This is a genomic window from Pelagirhabdus alkalitolerans (assembly GCF_900096905.1).
GTDB lineage: Bacteria > Bacillota > Bacilli > Bacillales > Amphibacillaceae > Pelagirhabdus > Pelagirhabdus alkalitolerans.
Genome location: NZ_FMYI01000001.1, coordinates 362,220 through 379,450 on the forward strand (window position 1 = coordinate 362,220; position 17,231 = coordinate 379,450).

Genomic DNA, 17,231 nt, shown 5'->3' on the forward strand with positions numbered 1-17,231 from the left:
CTCCTAAAATAATCGTTATGAAATAATGTCTTTATAGGTTGCTAATTGAATTCCATTTTCTTTTAATATGTTTTTATATGCTGGGTTTTGCAATTCTTTCACCGTGTACACCCTGTTATCTAAAAGCGTCGATGATTCAAGTAAAACATGATCGACATATCCAGGATGGCACATGATTTCAACTGTTCCGTATTTCTTACAATCTTTTATTAAATTAGTAATAACAAATGGTTTCCATAATTCTTTGGTCGATCCAAGGTTATCGAATTCAGTAAAAAACTTATTCGTTGTATTTACATCTTCCGGTACTATGAAGTTATTTCGAACCGGTAAGTCATGCTTTCGCGCTAACTTCACAAACACTTCTGTAATAGATGGAATAATATTGACATGGTGATGCGTATCCATATGTGTCGGATGGATTCCAGCATCTTTAATTTTATTAATTTGCGCATCCCATTCTCTATATAATTCATCTAAATCGATCGAGAAATCTTTTTCATAAAAGCTGATATGATGAAACTCATCTTTATTGATTAAAGATGGAACATCATGTCGCACGGGTTTACCGGCTGTTAAAACTAAGTGTACCCCAATGCCAAGATCAGGGTTTTCTTTAGCCATTTGAACGCCATGTTCAAATCCAGGCATATTCGCCATCATGGTTGTAGATGATAAGATACCTTCTCTGTGAGCATCGACAATGCCTAAATTAATGCCTTTACTATAGCCAAAATCATCTGCGTTAATAATTAAAAGGCTCATTTCCTTCCCCCATTTTCTTTTTTAATTCAGTTCGACCCAGAAGTCCCCGTTTCTCTCTATTAATTCATCTAAGACGCGTTTGGCAATAACAGCATTCGGAATCGATTGATTAAGTGTAAAGGCTTCTAATGCTTTTTGATAGGATTTTTCAAAAAAGGCATCGACTAATAATTTTTCTGACGCAACCTGCGCTTCCATTAACCCTTTATGGAAATCGGGAATGTCTTCTCTTAATGAAATTGGCTCAGCACCTTCTGCATTCACATAACAAGGTACCTCTACAACCGCATCTTCACGCAAATTGGGTATCGCACCTTTATTTGGCACAATCAACATAAATCGGCGATTCTCATTATTTAAAAGTGAAACGGCCATATCGACAATATATTGTCCGTGAGAATTACTTTCATAGTCCACTTCATCCATAGACGAAGCTGATTTAATTTTTTCAACCGCTTCTTCAATCTGTTTCAAACGCCCATCCATAATCTCATTTGCTCGTGTATAGGATGGATCCGCTTCTTCTACAATTAAGTTGGGATATAAATAATACTCTAGGTAATTATTTGGTATATGAGTCGGGAAATCAGCCACCATTCTTTCCATCAACTTAAATGCTTTTGCCCAACTTTCGCCTAACTGATCTGTCTTAAATCCTTCATTGACAATTTGATCAATAACTTCAGGCATAATATCTTTTTGCTTCGATACATCATAAATTGCTTTGTACCAACCGAAATGATTTAAACCGTAATAACTGCTAATCCAGTTCTCTCTTTCATACCCAAATGAATAGGCAATTAATTCTTCAATAGCTATTGTTTGATCACATGCGTTTATAATTTTAATATCTGGAAACTGTCTTCTAACTGACTCTGCAACAAGCGTTTCAGGGTTCGTATAATTTAAAATCCAAGCATCTGGCGCATAATCTTGAACATGCTGAACCATCTCGAGAAACCCTTTCATCGAACGCATACCATATGAGAATCCACCAACACCACATGTTTCTTGTCCGACTACTCCGTGTTTCAGTGGTACCTTTTCATCAATTTCTCGCATCTTAATTCCACCGACACGGATTTGTGAAAAGACAAAATCGGTGTTTTCAAATGCTTCTTTCGGATCTAAAGTGGCTTTTAACGATACATCATAACCGTTCTTTTGGATTAGATATTGAACGATAACTTTCATATCACTGTTTCGTTTTTCGTCAATATCGTACAACCGAATCTCATCTACCGGAAAAGAGGCACGGTTTTCTAAAATCGTGAGGACAATTCCAGGCGTGTACCCACTTCCTCCACCAGCGATTGTTACCTTGTTTGTCATGTCTTAACCACCTTTTAATTTATTTGATATCTTATTTTTACCACTAATCTGTGATAGACTGAAGAGAAATCGGCCAACACTTAAGCGTTTTCATGTTAATGAATTTTTTTCATTTCCTGAAAATTTTTTCGGAGGGATCACTTATGAACTTAATTGAGAAACAACTAAACAAATACCTACAGCATTTGAATGCAAACGATATTGAGATTATCAAAAATATTAATGTCCATTACAAAAAAATCCCTGAAATGAAAATCAAAGAATTGGCTGAACAAAGTTACACATCTGTATCAACGATTCATCGCGTTATTAAAAAACTAGGATTCGAAGGGTTTAGTGATTTTAGATACAACATTAAAGGAGAAATTGAAGAAGAAAAGCAACCAACATTTAACAGTGAAGAGTATTTCGAAAAAACGATTAATGATATAAAGTTGACGAGACGGTTAAATGAAAAAGAAATCACTAAAGTAGCGAAGGCAATATTGGAAAGTAGGAATTGTTATTGCTTTGGAACGGGATGGAAACAAAAGCAGCACGCAGATAATTTCTCGACAGACTTGCTGTACTACGGAAAAACATTCAAGTCACTTCGAACGATTGGCGATGTGCAAATTGTCTCAGAAAAATGTGATCAAGATACGCTAATTTTAATTGTTTCACTTAGTGGAAATAGTGAGGAGTACATAGACGCCATCAAAAAATTCGCGTTTAAAAATAGCCAGATCGTGAGTGTCACACTTGATACGAGCAATCAATTGACCTCACTCGCTAACTATTCTTTATACTATAAAACAGATACATTAGATAACAATAAAAAACATTGGAATAGCATTACATTACAATTTCTAATGGATTATTTATTAGAAAGTATTGTACAAGAAGTTGATAAGACCAACCCATAAGTTTATGGGTTGGTCTTATTCATAGCTATACACACTAGAACCTTTACGGTATAATACGAATAAATTAGGTCTAACGTCACAAAGAAGGTGTATAGTAAAGATGAGACACGAAACCTCTAAATCTACAAATCGTAAACATAAAGCTGTTTACTTAGGCATCTATTTAGCGATTATTTCCGGCATTTTACTTTTAAACCTTTATACGTCTCAAGTTGATTTTTTAACAGAAGATAATACTGTATTTATAGAGTCCTCTTCTTTTGATCCCGATTTCAGTACTTATGAACTCTCTTCAGGTGATGAAAACCTCTTTCATTATGAGGTCTCTTTATCAAAGGAAGACTTCAGCCACTTAGACGGTGAAATATATAGAATTGTACTTAATGGTGTTCATAGTAACGCCATCCGTGTTCATTTTAACGATCAGTTGATTATTGATGAAGGTGATATGGAAGATGGCTTCAGTATGCTTCGGGCAGGGATTGTTCACGGAATACTCGATCAAGATTGGATAGAAGACACAAATACGATACATATTACGAGTTATGCTAGCTTTAGAACAGGTATATTAAATCCGATCACGATCTCTGAAAATACACCTGGTAATCGAAATATTGGTTTATTGCGACTATTTAACGAGCGACTAGTGACACTTGGTATTGGACTGGTGTTTATGTCTGGTCTTTTCAGCTTGTTTATTTATTTTCTCAATCGAAAAGACAATGTTTTTTTACTCTGGCTCAGCCTAGGCACTCTATTTACAGGCGTATATCTATGGGATTACTTACCTATACAGCACCTTCATGTCGATTACATTTTTATTAAAAAGACATTACTACTCAGCTTATCGATCGGTCTTCTTTTTTATGGTTTAACGCTCTATTCAATACTCAAGAAAAAGTATATATTAATACTTCCGGTCATGCAGCTGGGCTATTACCTTTTTATCTTCTTTATATCAACGAATATGATTGATTTTAGAAGCTACTATGATTATTATTTCTTAAGTATTATTGTGATTGTGTTTTCCCTACTATTAATAACATTTCACCATTGCAAAAAAAATAATACGCTTTTTGTGATGCTTTTACATTTTTCTACTATTTTTACGTTAGGTCTTTTATTAGTATTTAGAGGTTTTAGAGTTGGATACTACTCATTGTCGACACCTATCTTTATTATTGTTGTGATTGGCTTTCTACCCTTAATCATTACTTACGTTTTATTTTTAGAAAAAGATATTAAATTGCTTCAGGAAAAAGAGTTAAGGCAGGAAGCGATGCAACAAGCGATGACAGACGGACTTACAGGTGTCTACAATAACACGTATCTAAAAAAACAGCTTGGACAGTTGAATGATGCCTCAGTTATTGCAATTGTAGATTTAGATAATATGAAACCCATTAATGACACGTATGGCCATTTAGCCGGTGACTATGTCTTATGCTATCTCACCGATACGATCAAGCAATATATACGAGATAGAGACGTGCTATGTCGGTATGGTGGTGATGAATTCGTTATTCTATTTAAAGACTGTTCATTAAAAGAAGCAAGGCGAATAGCTAACAACATTCGGAACCATTTTCATCAGCATTCCATTTCCTATAATGGGCATAAATTAACGACATCAACCTCCATTGGCATGTGTGAAATTACTAATGACGTTGATTCGAAGTCAATTCTAGATTGTGCCGATCAGGAATTATATAAAGCTAAACGAAAAGGGAAAAACCAACTATTCTGGAATGATGATCCTATCAAAACAATCTAAAAAGTCCTCATCTGTTCTTAAAGAATAGATGAGGACTTTTCATTTGTTAATACAATGACAGGTTTTAATCATTGAGACCTTTACATGTTGTAAGACTTACAAAAATAAAATATACTCATTTTAAAATGGCAGGCAGTACGACTTCTCCGGTACTGATGTCGTTATCTTCTGATATGGACTTTTGCCACAATTGATCTTTCAAGGGATTAAGACGATACTTAACGATACGATATACTTGCCAAACCGCAAGTGTCATATTTAATGTTAAGCTAATACTAGCAAGCACCCAGTTAGCACTTGGATTGTAGCTCACACTCACGTTAAATGCACTTCCGTCTGCAAAAAAGTAAGGAAACGTCATCACCCAAATCATCCAAAAGGATAGCGTATGCGCTCTTGACTGCATCCATGTACCTTTTGCCCATAATAAAGCAGGAAGAGTGGCAGCGATATTTAAACCGAATCCCGAATAAAAAGCATTTCCTGGTGCACATGAATAAACATAAGCAATATTCCATACACCATATGCGATAATAAATAGACGCGTTTGATCTGGCCAAATCATATCTTTATGCTTACCCTTTGTTGCATAAATGCCTACCCATCCACAGATTAACAAAAGATTCAATAGTCCAGCAATAGCATTGAGATAATTCCAGCCACCAGAAATATAATACATGCCATCAATCATTCCCTCAAACTCCTGCCAACCAACTTGAAATTCTCGAATGACCGCTTCAATAATATTTATCGCTAAGATTCCAGGTACCAAAAAGACATACCAACTATACGTTTTATGATAATGATGGTAGCGTATCCCCATATAAATCAAGCTTCCTGCTAATGCTGAATAGACCTTTATCCACGTAAACCACGAGGTTATTTCATTATCTTTGTTGAGATACCAAACAACAGTTAATACTAAAGGTAAGATCAGAAATAAAATAATACTTGCCCGCTTGCTTAATCGAACCCATTGATTTAACCCCAAAAGGATGGCTAACACAAAAAGCCAAACAAAAATGTTGTACCATGGGAAAGCATCGAAGAAGAACATCAACGATCACTCCTTAATCATTTTTCAAATGTGTTCTTAATTTATCCGTTAGTTGATCAATTTCAATAACTTTATCGTTTAGGTCATTCATTCTTATATTTTGTTCTTCAATACTTGCTAACACTTCTTCCACAGATGCACTTAATTGTTCAGATGTACTAGAGACATCGTTAATTTCATCAACAACAACCGACGAAGACTGGCTTAACTTAACGACCCGCTGATTCAAATCTGCAGAGGTTGCTTGCAATTCAACAATAAAACGATCAACATTACTAAAAGCTTGATTCGTTGATTTTGTTAATGATTTACTTTCACTAAATAAACTTTCGCTTTCTTTCACTCTTGCTGTCGCCTCATTTGTCTTATTTTGAATTTGACTTAAGATTTTCGTAATCTCATCTGTAGAATCAATCGAGTGCTCAGCTAACTTCCGAACCTCTTGGGCAACAACTGCAAAACCCTTCCCAGCATCACCAGCTCGTGCAGCTTCGATCGCTGCATTTAATGCAAGTAGGTTAGTCTGATCTGCAATATCTGAAATCGTTTTTAAAATCGCTTCTACGCTTTCTGTTGCCTGGTTTAATCCTTCCATTTCAGCGACAGTCTTATGTAGGGTTAAGTCAACTTGCTGTATCGTATCGGTCAACTGATTGACTTGTGCAAAACCATCCTTAACCACTTCACCTGTATGTTTTGCATCTTTTTCCATCGTGATTGTTTCTGATTCAATATGGTTGACTTCTTGATCAACGGCCATGATTGATTCGCTTATTGAACTCGCGCTGTCCGCCTGATTTTCTATCCCACCAGCGATTTCATTAAAGGTCGTAGCCAATTCATTTGAATACGTATTGGTCGATTGGGAATGGTCAGTTAATTGTTCATTTAAACTATCTAATTTGTTTACTGTAACCCCAACCTGTTGCATGATTGATTCGATGCGTCCCTTTGACTCTATCGCTTCAGATGCTAACTGCTGTGCTTGGCCTTGAATGTTTTTTCCAATAATACATTGATAGATAAGAAACATGGTCATCAATACGAACAAAATATTAAATGACACCAAGTGAACAGTCGTATAATCAACAACCGTTATATCACCATATCGGACAAAAAACAGATTGGTAATGACCAATCCAAACAAACCAGAAATCAATACATAGTGATAGTAATGATAAAGCGAAATAATAATAATACTATAATAGACGAGTAAATAGGATGTAATCGCAGGACGATTCTCAAGCATGAAGATCGTCATCATCGCTAAGCTAATAATTAAAATGTAAGGAATCAAATTCACTTTCTTGTTTAGGCGATTCATCGTATAAACTAAAACAACGGTTGTCACACCAAATAAGGTACCGATCAGATTAGTCACCAGCGGGAGACCCCCGGCAAACAATATAATCGTTGCCAATACTACAGATACTACATATAACTTAATTAATAAACTATTTCTCTCTTCAAACGAATATTCCTTCTTAGACATAAAATCCCCCATTATTCAATATTTTTACATATTATATATTTATTATATCGTACACTCATCTTAAAATGTGTATATTTTTTCAAAATTTACTGATTGATAGGAGGATAATTTAAACAGGATCAAAAACAGGGATCTATAATAGAGATACCTTCTTTGAACCTTAGTAAATAAAACGTATATATGTTTGACTTAAATAATATAAATATTGCCACTAAAAAGATCATAAATATGGAAAATATTACAGTAAAGGTATCGATAGCGTTTATAGGGTGGTGGTCACTCCCGGTGAAAGGGGGTGACGCTTTTGAGTATGTATGAAAGTCTTATCATCATGATAAGTTTTGGAACATTAATCATACTGCTTATGCAAGAAAAGTAATACCACCCTATCTAAGCAATTCGCTTGAATAGGGTGGTACCGTCTAAAGTTATAATTAAGACTGCCATTCTATGGGCAACCGATCGTAGACCACTAAAGTGTACCAGCACTTTAGTGGTCGTTTTTATTATATACGTTTATATTGATGTTATACCACAAAAATGTAAATATAGGCATACATAAATAACATAATTTACTAAATCTGAACTATTCGTTCCTTTCACCTGTTTCCTAACCGTGTTTTAAATCCTTTAGCCGTTTAAGAATAGTCGGTAAAGTTTTCTCTTTAGTCAATCTCTTTGGAGAGTGTCTATACTTGCAGGTATTGTTTTACTCGTATCATGATGCTGATATTCTAATTTGTCTTCAACATTTTTAACCGTGAGTCCAAAATCAGTAAAAATCTATATCTATAAGAGGCACGATCATTTAATGCATACGATAATTCCTCTAAATTAATCCACCCTCTACTCTCAGGTTAGTACCTTCAGTTACGAAATAGAAAATACCTATGTAACCAATCACAAAAACAAAAGCATCATAGAATTGTGCTAGTAAATAATATCCTCACATTTAAATTATTAGTAATTATTGTAAAGAAAGAATATATATGTTAATTTTGCACATGAAATTAAAAATAAGGAGGAATTTTCATGAAAAAAATGTGTGTAAAGTTTCTAATTGTTTCTATTGTATTAGCTATACTTACAGGTAATGTTTCCACAAGTGTAAGTGCTGATGTGTCAAATGATGATAATGAAGAATCAGTCTCGAAACAATCCTCTGATAAAGGTGATTATTCAGTTTTATCAGAAGATTTGATGAAGACAGCGGATGATTATATTGAAGTTAAAGATAAACAATTTGAGATAACAAATCCACAAAAATTAAAAGATGATATAGGAAAAGAAGCATTTGAACAAGTAAAAGATCATGTGAAAGTATCAAATGAGCAATTATCTAATGTTGATGAAAATAACTTGACTGTTAAAAATGATCGTATTTTAACTAATACTAATCCAGATATAAACACTGTACACGCTAATACTATACATACATCTTCAATAGAAGGAAGAGACGACTTTGAAATTTATTGGTGGGGGTACCAAGTGTGGTTAAGTAGGTCGACCGTAGAAAGCATACTTAATGTTGGATCAACAGCTGGTGGCACTGCACTTGGAGGGAAATTAGGCTCATTACCAGGCGCGGTGGTAGGTGCTGTAGTAGGATCCGTTTTACAAGAATTTGTAACCCCTTCAGCTGCAAGACCTGTCTGGGTTAAATATAATTGGGTTACTGTGACTGATTTCGGTTTTCAGTAGTACTCGTAAAAAATGGAGGATAGAATGATATGAACAAATGCTTCGGAACGCTCACATCATCAGTGATTACAGCCATGGTTTTAACAGTGATTCTGTTATTTATTACTGACAATGTCCTTGTCCATAGAATAGGAACATTTTTAATTATTTTTGTATCCGTATTGCTTTTTAGTCATCAAAAAAAACAATAGATTATTTAAAACTTATAAGTGATTTTAATACAATAGTTTATTAATCTATACGTAGACAAAAAACGTGAGGAGATCTCGATCCCTCACGTTTTTAATGCATCCCATTAAGTTAAAAAATAACGTTCTTTATTCCGTTTTAATCGTACGTCTAGTTTAGATTTGTCTGCTACTAATTTCTCCTCGATCAATTGGTTAGTGATATTTTTGATATCATGTATCCTCTGGTTATTGTAATGAATCTCATTATACATATCTTTATCTACATACATATTATTTAGCAATAAGAACATCGCTACAATGTATAGGAATAAAAAAGTGACCAACCATGAGGAGTCTTTTGCCCATGAAAACAAAGAGTTTAAAGTTGAAAAAACGAGAGGTAACGACGCTACATAAGAAATGGATCTAAGTGCAGATATATGATACGATGCATGTTTTTTTACGGATTGTGACAAATGATCTTTAAAAAACGTCAATGCCTCTACGGATTGAAGTTGTTGTTCATTTAAAAGCCAATCTCTCACCTTATCCATGGTTACTTCAGTTTCATTGAATTCTTTATGCTCCTGTTTTACCTTGTGTGAGTTTCGTCCAATAAATATCCACTCTTTTACACCCATAAATAAAAGTACATACCATATCCATGGTACAGATATTTTATTACCGAATGCAACTAGGAGAAAAGATATTGTGTAAGCTAACGTTATAGCGGCTATAAACCTAGCGAAATGTGAACCAAACCAATATGTCGATCTTATTAAATACTTCTCCTCAAAATTTTTGATACTGCTTAACTTATGTTCGTCTTTTGTTTCATGTTGTTGTTTCATTGTGAACCCTCTCCTTTAGTTTATTTTTTGGTAACAATTTATTGTAGAATCCTTACTATTTTTTTATTACTCTATATGTCGACATAAAAAAACCTTAGGGTATCATAACTAATAAAAGTTAATGACTGAACCCAAAGGTTTCATTTTTAATAAACATATATAGACGTTTCTTCAAATAGACGCTCATAAAAATAATAGATACGTTTATTCTACAAAATTTTACGCTACTTTAATTCCTCTTCAAGTGGCACAATGTGTTCGTCCAACAGTTGACGCCACGCACGTTTGATCTTTTGCGGATATGAGAATGGCTTCACCTCAGGATGGCGCATTTTAAAGGCATCATAATCTTTACTTTCAATAATGCTCCCCTTATTCGGGATATCATCCATCCCCACAATATACTGCACAGCTGAGGCGTGAAGTTCCTCACTCGATACGCACCAGTATTCGCTGAATTGGTCAATCGCCTGATCTTTTTGGTCGGTGAAGTAACGACGTTTGACCGCAAAGATATCTTCATTCTCGTCAATTTCACCTTGGTCAATCGCATTCAACATACGGCGATAGACGTCTTTGACGATATCAGCTTTATTTAATTTCTGCATCGCTTGTTCAATTTCATCACGCACATCTGGATTATTGGCTGCATATGTGCCGAGTAGTTGATCAATATAGGCTGCATCAATGTCGTATAACTTTGATGTATAATCACCATAGAAAGCAAGGTCAGAAAAGTCAGGTTCTTCCTCAAGATCGGTTTCCTCTTCCTTCAACTCGATTAACGATCCCTTCACCGTTTCATAAATGCCTGCCTGTTCTTGAATCATACTCACTTGATCATTCAATGCTTTGGATTCATCCATATCATTGTTGTACGAATCATACGTGACAAGAGCTTCATAAGCATTATTGAGCTCTTGGAACGCTTTCACATACTCCACACGTGTTTCAAGTGGCGCTTGTTCGTCAACATCGCCTGCCTTTTCGGTAATCGTTTTAAGTTCTTTATGCGCTCTCTTAAAGCGTTTCTTCGCTTTATCATACGTCGGATAAATCAGACCGGATTCCTCTTTTACTTCAGAGTATAACTTCGTGGCCTTGGCGACGTTGGTTTCCATTTCATGCGGTTTGCGGAAGGTGACAATTAAGCCCTTCGTTTTATCCGGATACGTCCGGTTCGTGCGTGAGAAAGCTTGAATTAAGCCAGCATACTGCAAGTTTCGATCCACAAAAAGCGTTTGAATCGTTGGCGCGTCAAAACCTGTTAATAGACGATCCACGACAATGACTAAATCGACTTGGCGCCCAATCTGCTTAAACTCTGCTCGTTTTCTAGCAAGACGATTGTTAATATCGCCGTTGTATCGTTCAATATCCGCTAACGTCCATGCTGTTCGATAATACGCATTGTAATCATCGAGGATGCCTTGCATTTCGTCTTCTTGCGCCATCGCATTGTCTTGGTTCTCATCCATTGAATACGTAATCGCAATACGTGGAAAGTCTGGGTCATCGATCGTGCGTCCTTGTCGAATCGGCTGATCTGAAAAAACATGATCCATCCAATTCGGATCTTGGGTCATTTCTTTTATTTTATGGTAGTAACGCTTCGCCATCGCAATCGAACTCGTCGTTAAGATCGCTGATTTTGTTGGTTTCCCATTTTTAAAATCAAACTTCGTATACGCATTGTCGGGTCGGAAGATTTTTCGAATCACTTTTTCAATATGCTCATCTCGTTCATACAGGCTGTTATCGATATACGACTCTTTCTCTAAACCGTCCATCTGATCGATTGCCTCATTGATATCCTCAGGTGTTGAATCCGCATAATGTGCACTTGCTTGTAGGGTGTCATGGATGTGATTGTCTAACCAGGTTTGATCAATCGTTGTTTCATGTTCCACTTGAAACCCTAATACAGAGCCATCTTCTAACGCGTTTTTAATCGTATACGTATGTAGGACTTCGCCGTACTGGTCATAGGTCGTTCTAGCCAATTTCCCTTTGGCTTGTTTTTTGTTTTCTTCAAAGATTGGCGTGCCTGTAAAACCAAACCACGTCGAATTCGGGAAGAAGTCTTTGATCTCTTCCATGTTTTCGGCACTCAACGCACGATGGCATTCATCGACGATAAAGACAATATGCTGGCCAATCAACTTCTGGTAACGGTTCGTCCCTTTTTGTTCTTCTTGCTTTTTGGCATATTTCAAAGCTGAATCGAGTTTTTGACGCGTCGTCACAATCACCACATTCGAATTGGCATCAGCTAATAATGTCTCACTTAACTGTTTTGAACTGCCTGTTCCGACAATTAAGCTGTTGGCACGTGCGGTACCCGATGAAATGCCTGTATTGAATTCGGATGCGAACTTCGTGAATTCGCTTGTCGTTTGGTTATCCAAGTCTTTTCGGTCAACGATCATAATCGTCCGGTCAATACCTGCCTTTTTCGCCAGTAATTTCGTCGAGACAAAACTCGTTAACGTTTTTCCTGAACCCGTCGCATGCCAGACGTAGCCAGATTGATGTTTATTCGCCGCTGTGAATAACGCTTCAATCGCATGGATCTGATATGGATGTAAGACCATTAACATTTTATTGTCTTGGTCTTCACTTACAATCGTATAACGGGCAATTAAACGATGCGCATCTGGGATATTGAGCGCTTGTTTACAAAACTCATACACGTTGTCCACCTTTTTATTATCCTTTGTTCGCCAACTGAATAAAAACTTCTTATGCATGTTGGTAGGCATCGCATTCGCAAAGTAGCGTGTGGTCTGTTCGTTCGAGACGACAAACAGCTGAAGGGTTGAAAAAATATTGTTTCGAAACATACCCTCTTCCGCATACTTTTTAATCTGATGAAACGCTTGATAGACGCCATCTTTTGCGGTCACTTTCTTCAGTTCGATTTGAACAATCGGAAGGCCATTAATCAGTAACGTCACGTCAAACCGTCGATCACGACCACTCTCTCGGTCACTCTTCTTGGCGATTTGATTAACGATTTCATAATTCGATATCCCGCCCCCAATATCATGGTTGGAATAGAGCACTAAAGATACGTTACCTAGACTTGGATCCTCACGTTCAATCGTCAGCCGTGCAATCCCGTTCTCACCCTTCAACCATTTCGCCGCATCAAATGGGGTTTGGGTTCTCAGTAACAGTTCTGTCTTAATCGATTCAAATTCTTTATCCGTTAACGGGTGCTCACCGAGTTCCGCTAAATTATTTTGTGTGATCTTTTGACGCAAATTGCGCCACAGATCCGCCTCTGATTTTAAATCGGGGCGAAACGTCCATTGGTTATACCCCTCACCTAAAACATCGATGAGGTGGTTCTCAATCTCTGCTTCCGACCGGTGTGTTGGCTTGCTCATCGTCTTCACCTCCTAAACAAACATTTTTTGTAAGAAGCCTTTTTTTGTCTCTTGTAGCAATTCGAGTTCTTTTTCGTGCGCTTCAATGGCATCGTCGAGGTTTTTAAAGAACTCTCCGATTTTTTGTTGTTCTTCTATTGATGGATACGGGATAGGCATTAATTTAAAAACTGAATCTTTTATGGCTAAACGATCTGAACGTGCACCAGAATCACCATTCAACTTCATAAATTTATGCCAATAAACAGTCTCAAAATACTTTTCAATAAAAACTTTGTCAATTTCCTGAACAGTAAAAATATAATACAACGGGGACATTACACCAGTTCGATTTAATTTATTTCGTTTAATCGGTCCAACAGGAGCATGCTTAGAAATTCGCGGATTATAAACAAAATCATTAGGCGATACCACATAATATCCATCAATATTAGCATCATTAGATATTTGTTTATCGAAATATTCAGCCTGACTTATAACTCCTAGCTCAGCTGAATTTGTTAAAGTCTCTAAATATTTTTTATCTTTATTTTTCTTAGTAATTTTTTTAGAAATTTCACCTAATTCTCTCTGTTCCCACTCCTCACTAAACCCATCAAACCGAACCTCCGGTACGCGTTCGCCATCTTTCGGGAATAGCTTTTGCAAGAAGCCTTGTTTGCTTTCTTTTAATGATTTGATTTGTTGTTGCTGCAGGGCGATGCGATCGTCGAGGTTCTTAAAGAATTCGCCGATTTTTTGTTGTTCTTTCTTTTCAGGAATGTTAATACTCCATTTTTTCACTTCTGACATAGGAACCAAATTAGTCATTGCTGATCCGGCATTCGAACTGGTTAAATATCTTTGCATATCATCTGATCTCACAAATTGAATGAAAAACTCTGAATCAGTTATTTCTCTATTAATCCTAAAACGAATAAGTGCTTGATTAAATACACCTGGTTTAATCCCTTTTGGCACTCTTGAAATTTTTCCAATTGTACCAGCACCACTTAAAATAAAATCACCTTCATGCAAAGCAAAGTTTTTAAGTTCTTCATATTTTTCTTTAGTAATGTTGTATCTTGTCTGATAATTATCATATATAGCATTATATTGCTCATAAACAACATAATCACTTTTCGAAACAAATATATCCTTCTTTAAAGCACTCCCAAAAGGTCCTCGACGAACTCCATCTTTAGGATCAAGTAATTTCTCAAACTTCAACTTCTCCCACTCTCCACGAAACCCATCAAACCGAATTTCAGGCACCATCTTATTTGTCATAACCAAACACCTCTAACGCACCTTGAATCCAATCCGCATCTTCTTCGCTGTATTGCAAAGAGGAAATATCCTCAAGCAAACGCTTTTGCAACACCTGTTTCTTTTCCTGAATCTCTTTCATTTCGGTTCCTACTGCCTTCATATCGACAGGTTCTTCTTCCTCAAACGTATCGACATAACGTGGAATATTGAGGTTATAATCGTTTTCTTTGATCTCTTCAAACGTGGCAAGGTGTGCATACTTGTCTACATTTTCACGTTTGTTATATGTTTCGATCACTTTATCGATGTTTTCTTCTGTGAGTTTGTTTTGGTTTTTACCTTTCACAAACTCGTTGCTCGCATCAATAAACAGCACATCACGATCGGTTCGATTTTTCTTTAAAACAATAACCGTTGTTGGAATTGATGTCCCGAAGAACAGGTTTGATGGCATGCCGATCACTGCATAGATACTACCGTCTTCTAATAACTTTTGACGGATCGTGCCTTCTGCTGCCCCTCGGAATAAAATACCGTGTGGCAGGACAATCGCCATCGTACCGGTTTCTTTCAAGTGATAATAACCGTGTAAGACAAAGGCAAAATCAGCTTTTGATTTCGGTGCCAATTTCCCGTAACGGTTAAAACGTGAATCATCTAAAAAGCCTTTATCGGCTGACCATTTTGCTGAATACGGTGGGTTCATGACAACCGAATCAAACGTATACGGTTCATCCGTTGGCCAGTCACGATTAAGCGTATCGGCATTTCGAACGTTCATATCTTCGTTATCAACACCGTGCAAAATTAAGTTCATTTTCGCCAAGTTAAACGTCGTCGTGTTTAGCTCTTGGCCATGGTATTTCACCTTTTCTGGGTGATTTAAATAATGGCGAACATTCAGCATTAACGAGCCAGATCCCATGGTCGGATCAAACACACTAAACCATTTCTTATCTTCTTGTCCAATCGCCACAAGTTGTGCCATCATGTCCGAAATCATATGCGGAGTGTAGAATTCACCTGCTTTTTTACCGGCTTCAGATGCAAACTGGCCAATTAAGTACTCATACGCATCGCCAATGACATCTCCTTCATAGCCGACCACATTGACATCATCTAACTTCTTCAACACTTCTGTGATCGTCACATTCCGTTGTTGATCATCTGAGCCAAGTTTTTTCGATTGAAGATCGACATCATCAAATAAGCCACTAAACAACTTATACTTCGAAGACAGCTGAATAAAGGCGTTGCTTAAATCATTCAGCTGAAAAATATTTTGTTTTGCTTGATCGGCTAAAACGTTAAATAAATAAGCCGGTTCAATATCATAGCCTAACGTATCAACTAATGTTGCAATTAGATCGTCCTTTGTATCCTCGTCATTAAGCAGTTCTTGATAAAGTTCGGTTTGCTTTTCTTGTGTCGCATATGTATCAAGGGATTCATCCGCGAGTTCAACCACCTGAACGAGTAACTTATCCGATAAGTATTTGTAGAAAATAAGCCCCAACAAATAGTTTTTGTATTCCGATGCATCCATTTTGCTGCGGAGATTATCTGCCGCACTAAATAATTTTTGATTTAATTCTGCTCCCATGTTCATCAACCTTTCTTCTCACTTCTATTGTATATAGGACTTTTTAGTAACTGACATTTCGTTTTTATTCAATTGCGTCGATCGCACATTGGCAAGCTAAAGACTGTTAGTGCACAAACACTAACAGTCACGGGAATCTTCATCCCCAAAAAGCGGATCTTAAAGAACACCTTCATAAAAAGACCAATTTTCATAGCTGTTACCCTAAATTATAACATACGTATACCCTTCGCTATACAAATTGGAATAACATTTATTCACGTCAAGGAAGAAAAACATTTGAATTTGATTATTACCCACATTAATTCTGTACATCCGTTGTATGATAAACTTACTATGTAAATTTTAATAAAACATAGAGTAACTCAACTTCAACAAAATTAAGAAAGGGTATGCTGTAATGACTAATCACGATTTAGTGGATAATATTAAATTTCAATTCAGTATTTCAAAACAACTTCTTGACTACCATCTTTCATCATTGGAGCAAACAGAATATATGTGGCAACCACCAAAAGGGAGTCTATACATTAAAGAAATAGAAGGCGAATGGTACGCAGAATTACCTGAAACAGAATCCTATCACATAGGGCCGCCTAGCATTGCATGGACACTGTGGCATATTACATATTGGTGGGAAATGGTCTTTGATTATTCTTTCGGGGATGGTGATTTAACTAAAGATGACATAAAAGTCTCGAATGACGTATCAGAAGTTAAAGATCATATATACTCTTTAGTGAATAGGTGGGAGGAGAAACTTTTACAGCTCACTAATGAGGAGTTTAATAGTAAACAATTTAGTAAATTCCCCTTCAATAACGATGTTGAATTTCATAAATTGGCATCATGGTTAAATCTCGAGCTTATGAAGAATGCTTCAGAGATTGGATATGCTAGGTTTGATTATGCAACGCGATAGAAATGTTAAATCCAAT

The 17,231-nt window shown here is 36.4% G+C and carries 13 protein-coding genes; 5 read left to right on the forward strand and 8 right to left on the reverse strand.

Annotated features, from left to right (window positions below):
• Nucleotides 1-15: 15 nt before the first annotated feature.
• Together BLR62_RS01670 and BLR62_RS01675 are read right to left on the reverse strand one after the other, a co-directional pair.
• Nucleotides 16-765 (reverse strand): carbohydrate deacetylase, encoded by a 750-nt coding sequence (locus tag BLR62_RS01670; RefSeq protein WP_090792313.1) that lies wholly within the window; start codon nucleotides 763-765, stop codon nucleotides 16-18.
• Nucleotides 766-786: 21 nt separating this feature from the next.
• Nucleotides 787-2,097 (reverse strand): family 4 glycosyl hydrolase, encoded by a 1,311-nt coding sequence (locus BLR62_RS01675; protein ID WP_090792315.1) that lies wholly within the window; start codon nucleotides 2,095-2,097, stop codon nucleotides 787-789.
• 143 nt (nucleotides 2,098-2,240) lie between these two features.
• On the opposite strand from BLR62_RS01675, the gene BLR62_RS01680 reads away from it, so the two are divergent.
• Both BLR62_RS01680 and BLR62_RS01685 read left to right on the forward strand, forming a co-directional pair.
• Nucleotides 2,241-3,002, forward strand: a complete 762-nt coding sequence (locus tag BLR62_RS01680; RefSeq protein ID WP_176759179.1) for a MurR/RpiR family transcriptional regulator — start codon at nucleotides 2,241-2,243, stop codon at nucleotides 3,000-3,002.
• 100 nt (nucleotides 3,003-3,102) lie between these two features.
• A complete protein-coding gene (locus BLR62_RS01685) occupies nucleotides 3,103-4,776 on the forward strand; it encodes a GGDEF domain-containing protein (RefSeq protein WP_090792319.1) in 1,674 nt (557 codons plus the stop codon).
• Nucleotides 4,777-4,891: 115 nt separating this feature from the next.
• Here BLR62_RS01685 and BLR62_RS01690 read toward each other — a convergent pair whose 3' ends face one another.
• The gene (locus BLR62_RS01690) at nucleotides 4,892-5,833 is read right to left on the reverse strand and encodes a DUF5692 family protein (RefSeq protein WP_090792322.1); all 942 of its coding nucleotides are present in this window, start codon (nucleotides 5,831-5,833) and stop codon (nucleotides 4,892-4,894) included.
• A 13-nt stretch (nucleotides 5,834-5,846) separates the two neighbouring features.
• Nucleotides 5,847-7,325 (reverse strand): methyl-accepting chemotaxis protein, encoded by a 1,479-nt coding sequence (locus tag BLR62_RS01695; protein ID WP_176759180.1) that lies wholly within the window; start codon nucleotides 7,323-7,325, stop codon nucleotides 5,847-5,849.
• 1,032 nt (nucleotides 7,326-8,357) lie between these two features.
• On the opposite strand from BLR62_RS01695, the gene BLR62_RS01700 reads away from it, so the two are divergent.
• Nucleotides 8,358-9,026, forward strand: a complete 669-nt coding sequence (locus tag BLR62_RS01700; protein WP_090792327.1) for a hypothetical protein — start codon at nucleotides 8,358-8,360, stop codon at nucleotides 9,024-9,026.
• A gap of 29 nt (nucleotides 9,027-9,055) precedes the next feature.
• Nucleotides 9,056-9,217 carry a hypothetical protein gene (locus BLR62_RS12405; protein ID WP_176759181.1) on the forward strand — a complete coding sequence of 54 codons (162 nt, stop codon included), beginning with the start codon at nucleotides 9,056-9,058 and terminating at the stop codon, nucleotides 9,215-9,217.
• Between the two features lie 104 nt (nucleotides 9,218-9,321).
• Here BLR62_RS12405 and BLR62_RS01705 read toward each other — a convergent pair whose 3' ends face one another.
• From BLR62_RS01705 to BLR62_RS01720, 4 genes are all read right to left on the reverse strand, one after another.
• A complete protein-coding gene (locus BLR62_RS01705) occupies nucleotides 9,322-10,047 on the reverse strand; it encodes a hypothetical protein (protein ID WP_090792329.1) in 726 nt (241 codons plus the stop codon).
• Nucleotides 10,048-10,271: 224 nt separating this feature from the next.
• On the reverse strand, nucleotides 10,272-13,439 hold the full coding sequence (locus tag BLR62_RS01710; RefSeq protein ID WP_090792331.1) for a type I restriction endonuclease subunit R: 3,168 nt from the start codon (nucleotides 13,437-13,439) through the stop codon (nucleotides 10,272-10,274).
• A 12-nt stretch (nucleotides 13,440-13,451) separates the two neighbouring features.
• Nucleotides 13,452-14,708 (reverse strand): restriction endonuclease subunit S, encoded by a 1,257-nt coding sequence (locus BLR62_RS12555; protein ID WP_090792334.1) that lies wholly within the window; start codon nucleotides 14,706-14,708, stop codon nucleotides 13,452-13,454.
• Nucleotides 14,698-16,293, reverse strand: a complete 1,596-nt coding sequence (locus BLR62_RS01720; RefSeq protein WP_090792337.1) for a type I restriction-modification system subunit M — start codon at nucleotides 16,291-16,293, stop codon at nucleotides 14,698-14,700. Before BLR62_RS01720 ends, BLR62_RS12555 begins: the two co-directional genes overlap by 11 nt.
• Before the next feature lie 400 nt (nucleotides 16,294-16,693).
• Here BLR62_RS01720 and BLR62_RS01725 point away from each other — a divergent pair, with 400 nt between their 5' ends.
• Nucleotides 16,694-17,215, forward strand: a complete 522-nt coding sequence (locus BLR62_RS01725) for a DinB family protein (RefSeq protein ID WP_090792339.1) — start codon at nucleotides 16,694-16,696, stop codon at nucleotides 17,213-17,215.
• Nucleotides 17,216-17,231: the final 16 nt, after the last annotated feature.

Bases quoted from the DNA above. Each gene is read 5' to 3' on its own strand.
- BLR62_RS01690 (WP_090792322.1), bottom strand. From the start codon at position 5,833: ATGTTCTTCTTCGATGCTTTCCCATGGTACAACATTTTTGTTTGGCTT.
- BLR62_RS12405 (WP_176759181.1), top strand. From the start codon at position 9,056: ATGAACAAATGCTTCGGAACGCTCACATCATCAGTGATTACAGCCATG.
- BLR62_RS01710 (WP_090792331.1), bottom strand. From the start codon at position 13,439: ATGAGCAAGCCAACACACCGGTCGGAAGCAGAGATTGAGAACCACCTC.
- BLR62_RS01700 (WP_090792327.1), top strand. From the start codon at position 8,358: ATGAAAAAAATGTGTGTAAAGTTTCTAATTGTTTCTATTGTATTAGCT.
- BLR62_RS01705 (WP_090792329.1), bottom strand. From the start codon at position 10,047: ATGAAACAACAACATGAAACAAAAGACGAACATAAGTTAAGCAGTATC.
- BLR62_RS01685 (WP_090792319.1), top strand. From the start codon at position 3,103: ATGAGACACGAAACCTCTAAATCTACAAATCGTAAACATAAAGCTGTT.
- BLR62_RS12555 (WP_090792334.1), bottom strand. From the start codon at position 14,708: ATGACAAATAAGATGGTGCCTGAAATTCGGTTTGATGGGTTTCGTGGA.
- BLR62_RS01725 (WP_090792339.1), top strand. From the start codon at position 16,694: ATGACTAATCACGATTTAGTGGATAATATTAAATTTCAATTCAGTATT.
- BLR62_RS01675 (WP_090792315.1), bottom strand. From the start codon at position 2,097: ATGACAAACAAGGTAACAATCGCTGGTGGAGGAAGTGGGTACACGCCT.
- BLR62_RS01695 (WP_176759180.1), bottom strand. From the start codon at position 7,325: ATGTCTAAGAAGGAATATTCGTTTGAAGAGAGAAATAGTTTATTAATT.
- BLR62_RS01680 (WP_176759179.1), top strand. From the start codon at position 2,241: ATGAACTTAATTGAGAAACAACTAAACAAATACCTACAGCATTTGAAT.
- BLR62_RS01670 (WP_090792313.1), bottom strand. From the start codon at position 765: ATGAGCCTTTTAATTATTAACGCAGATGATTTTGGCTATAGTAAAGGC.
- BLR62_RS01720 (WP_090792337.1), bottom strand. From the start codon at position 16,293: ATGGGAGCAGAATTAAATCAAAAATTATTTAGTGCGGCAGATAATCTC.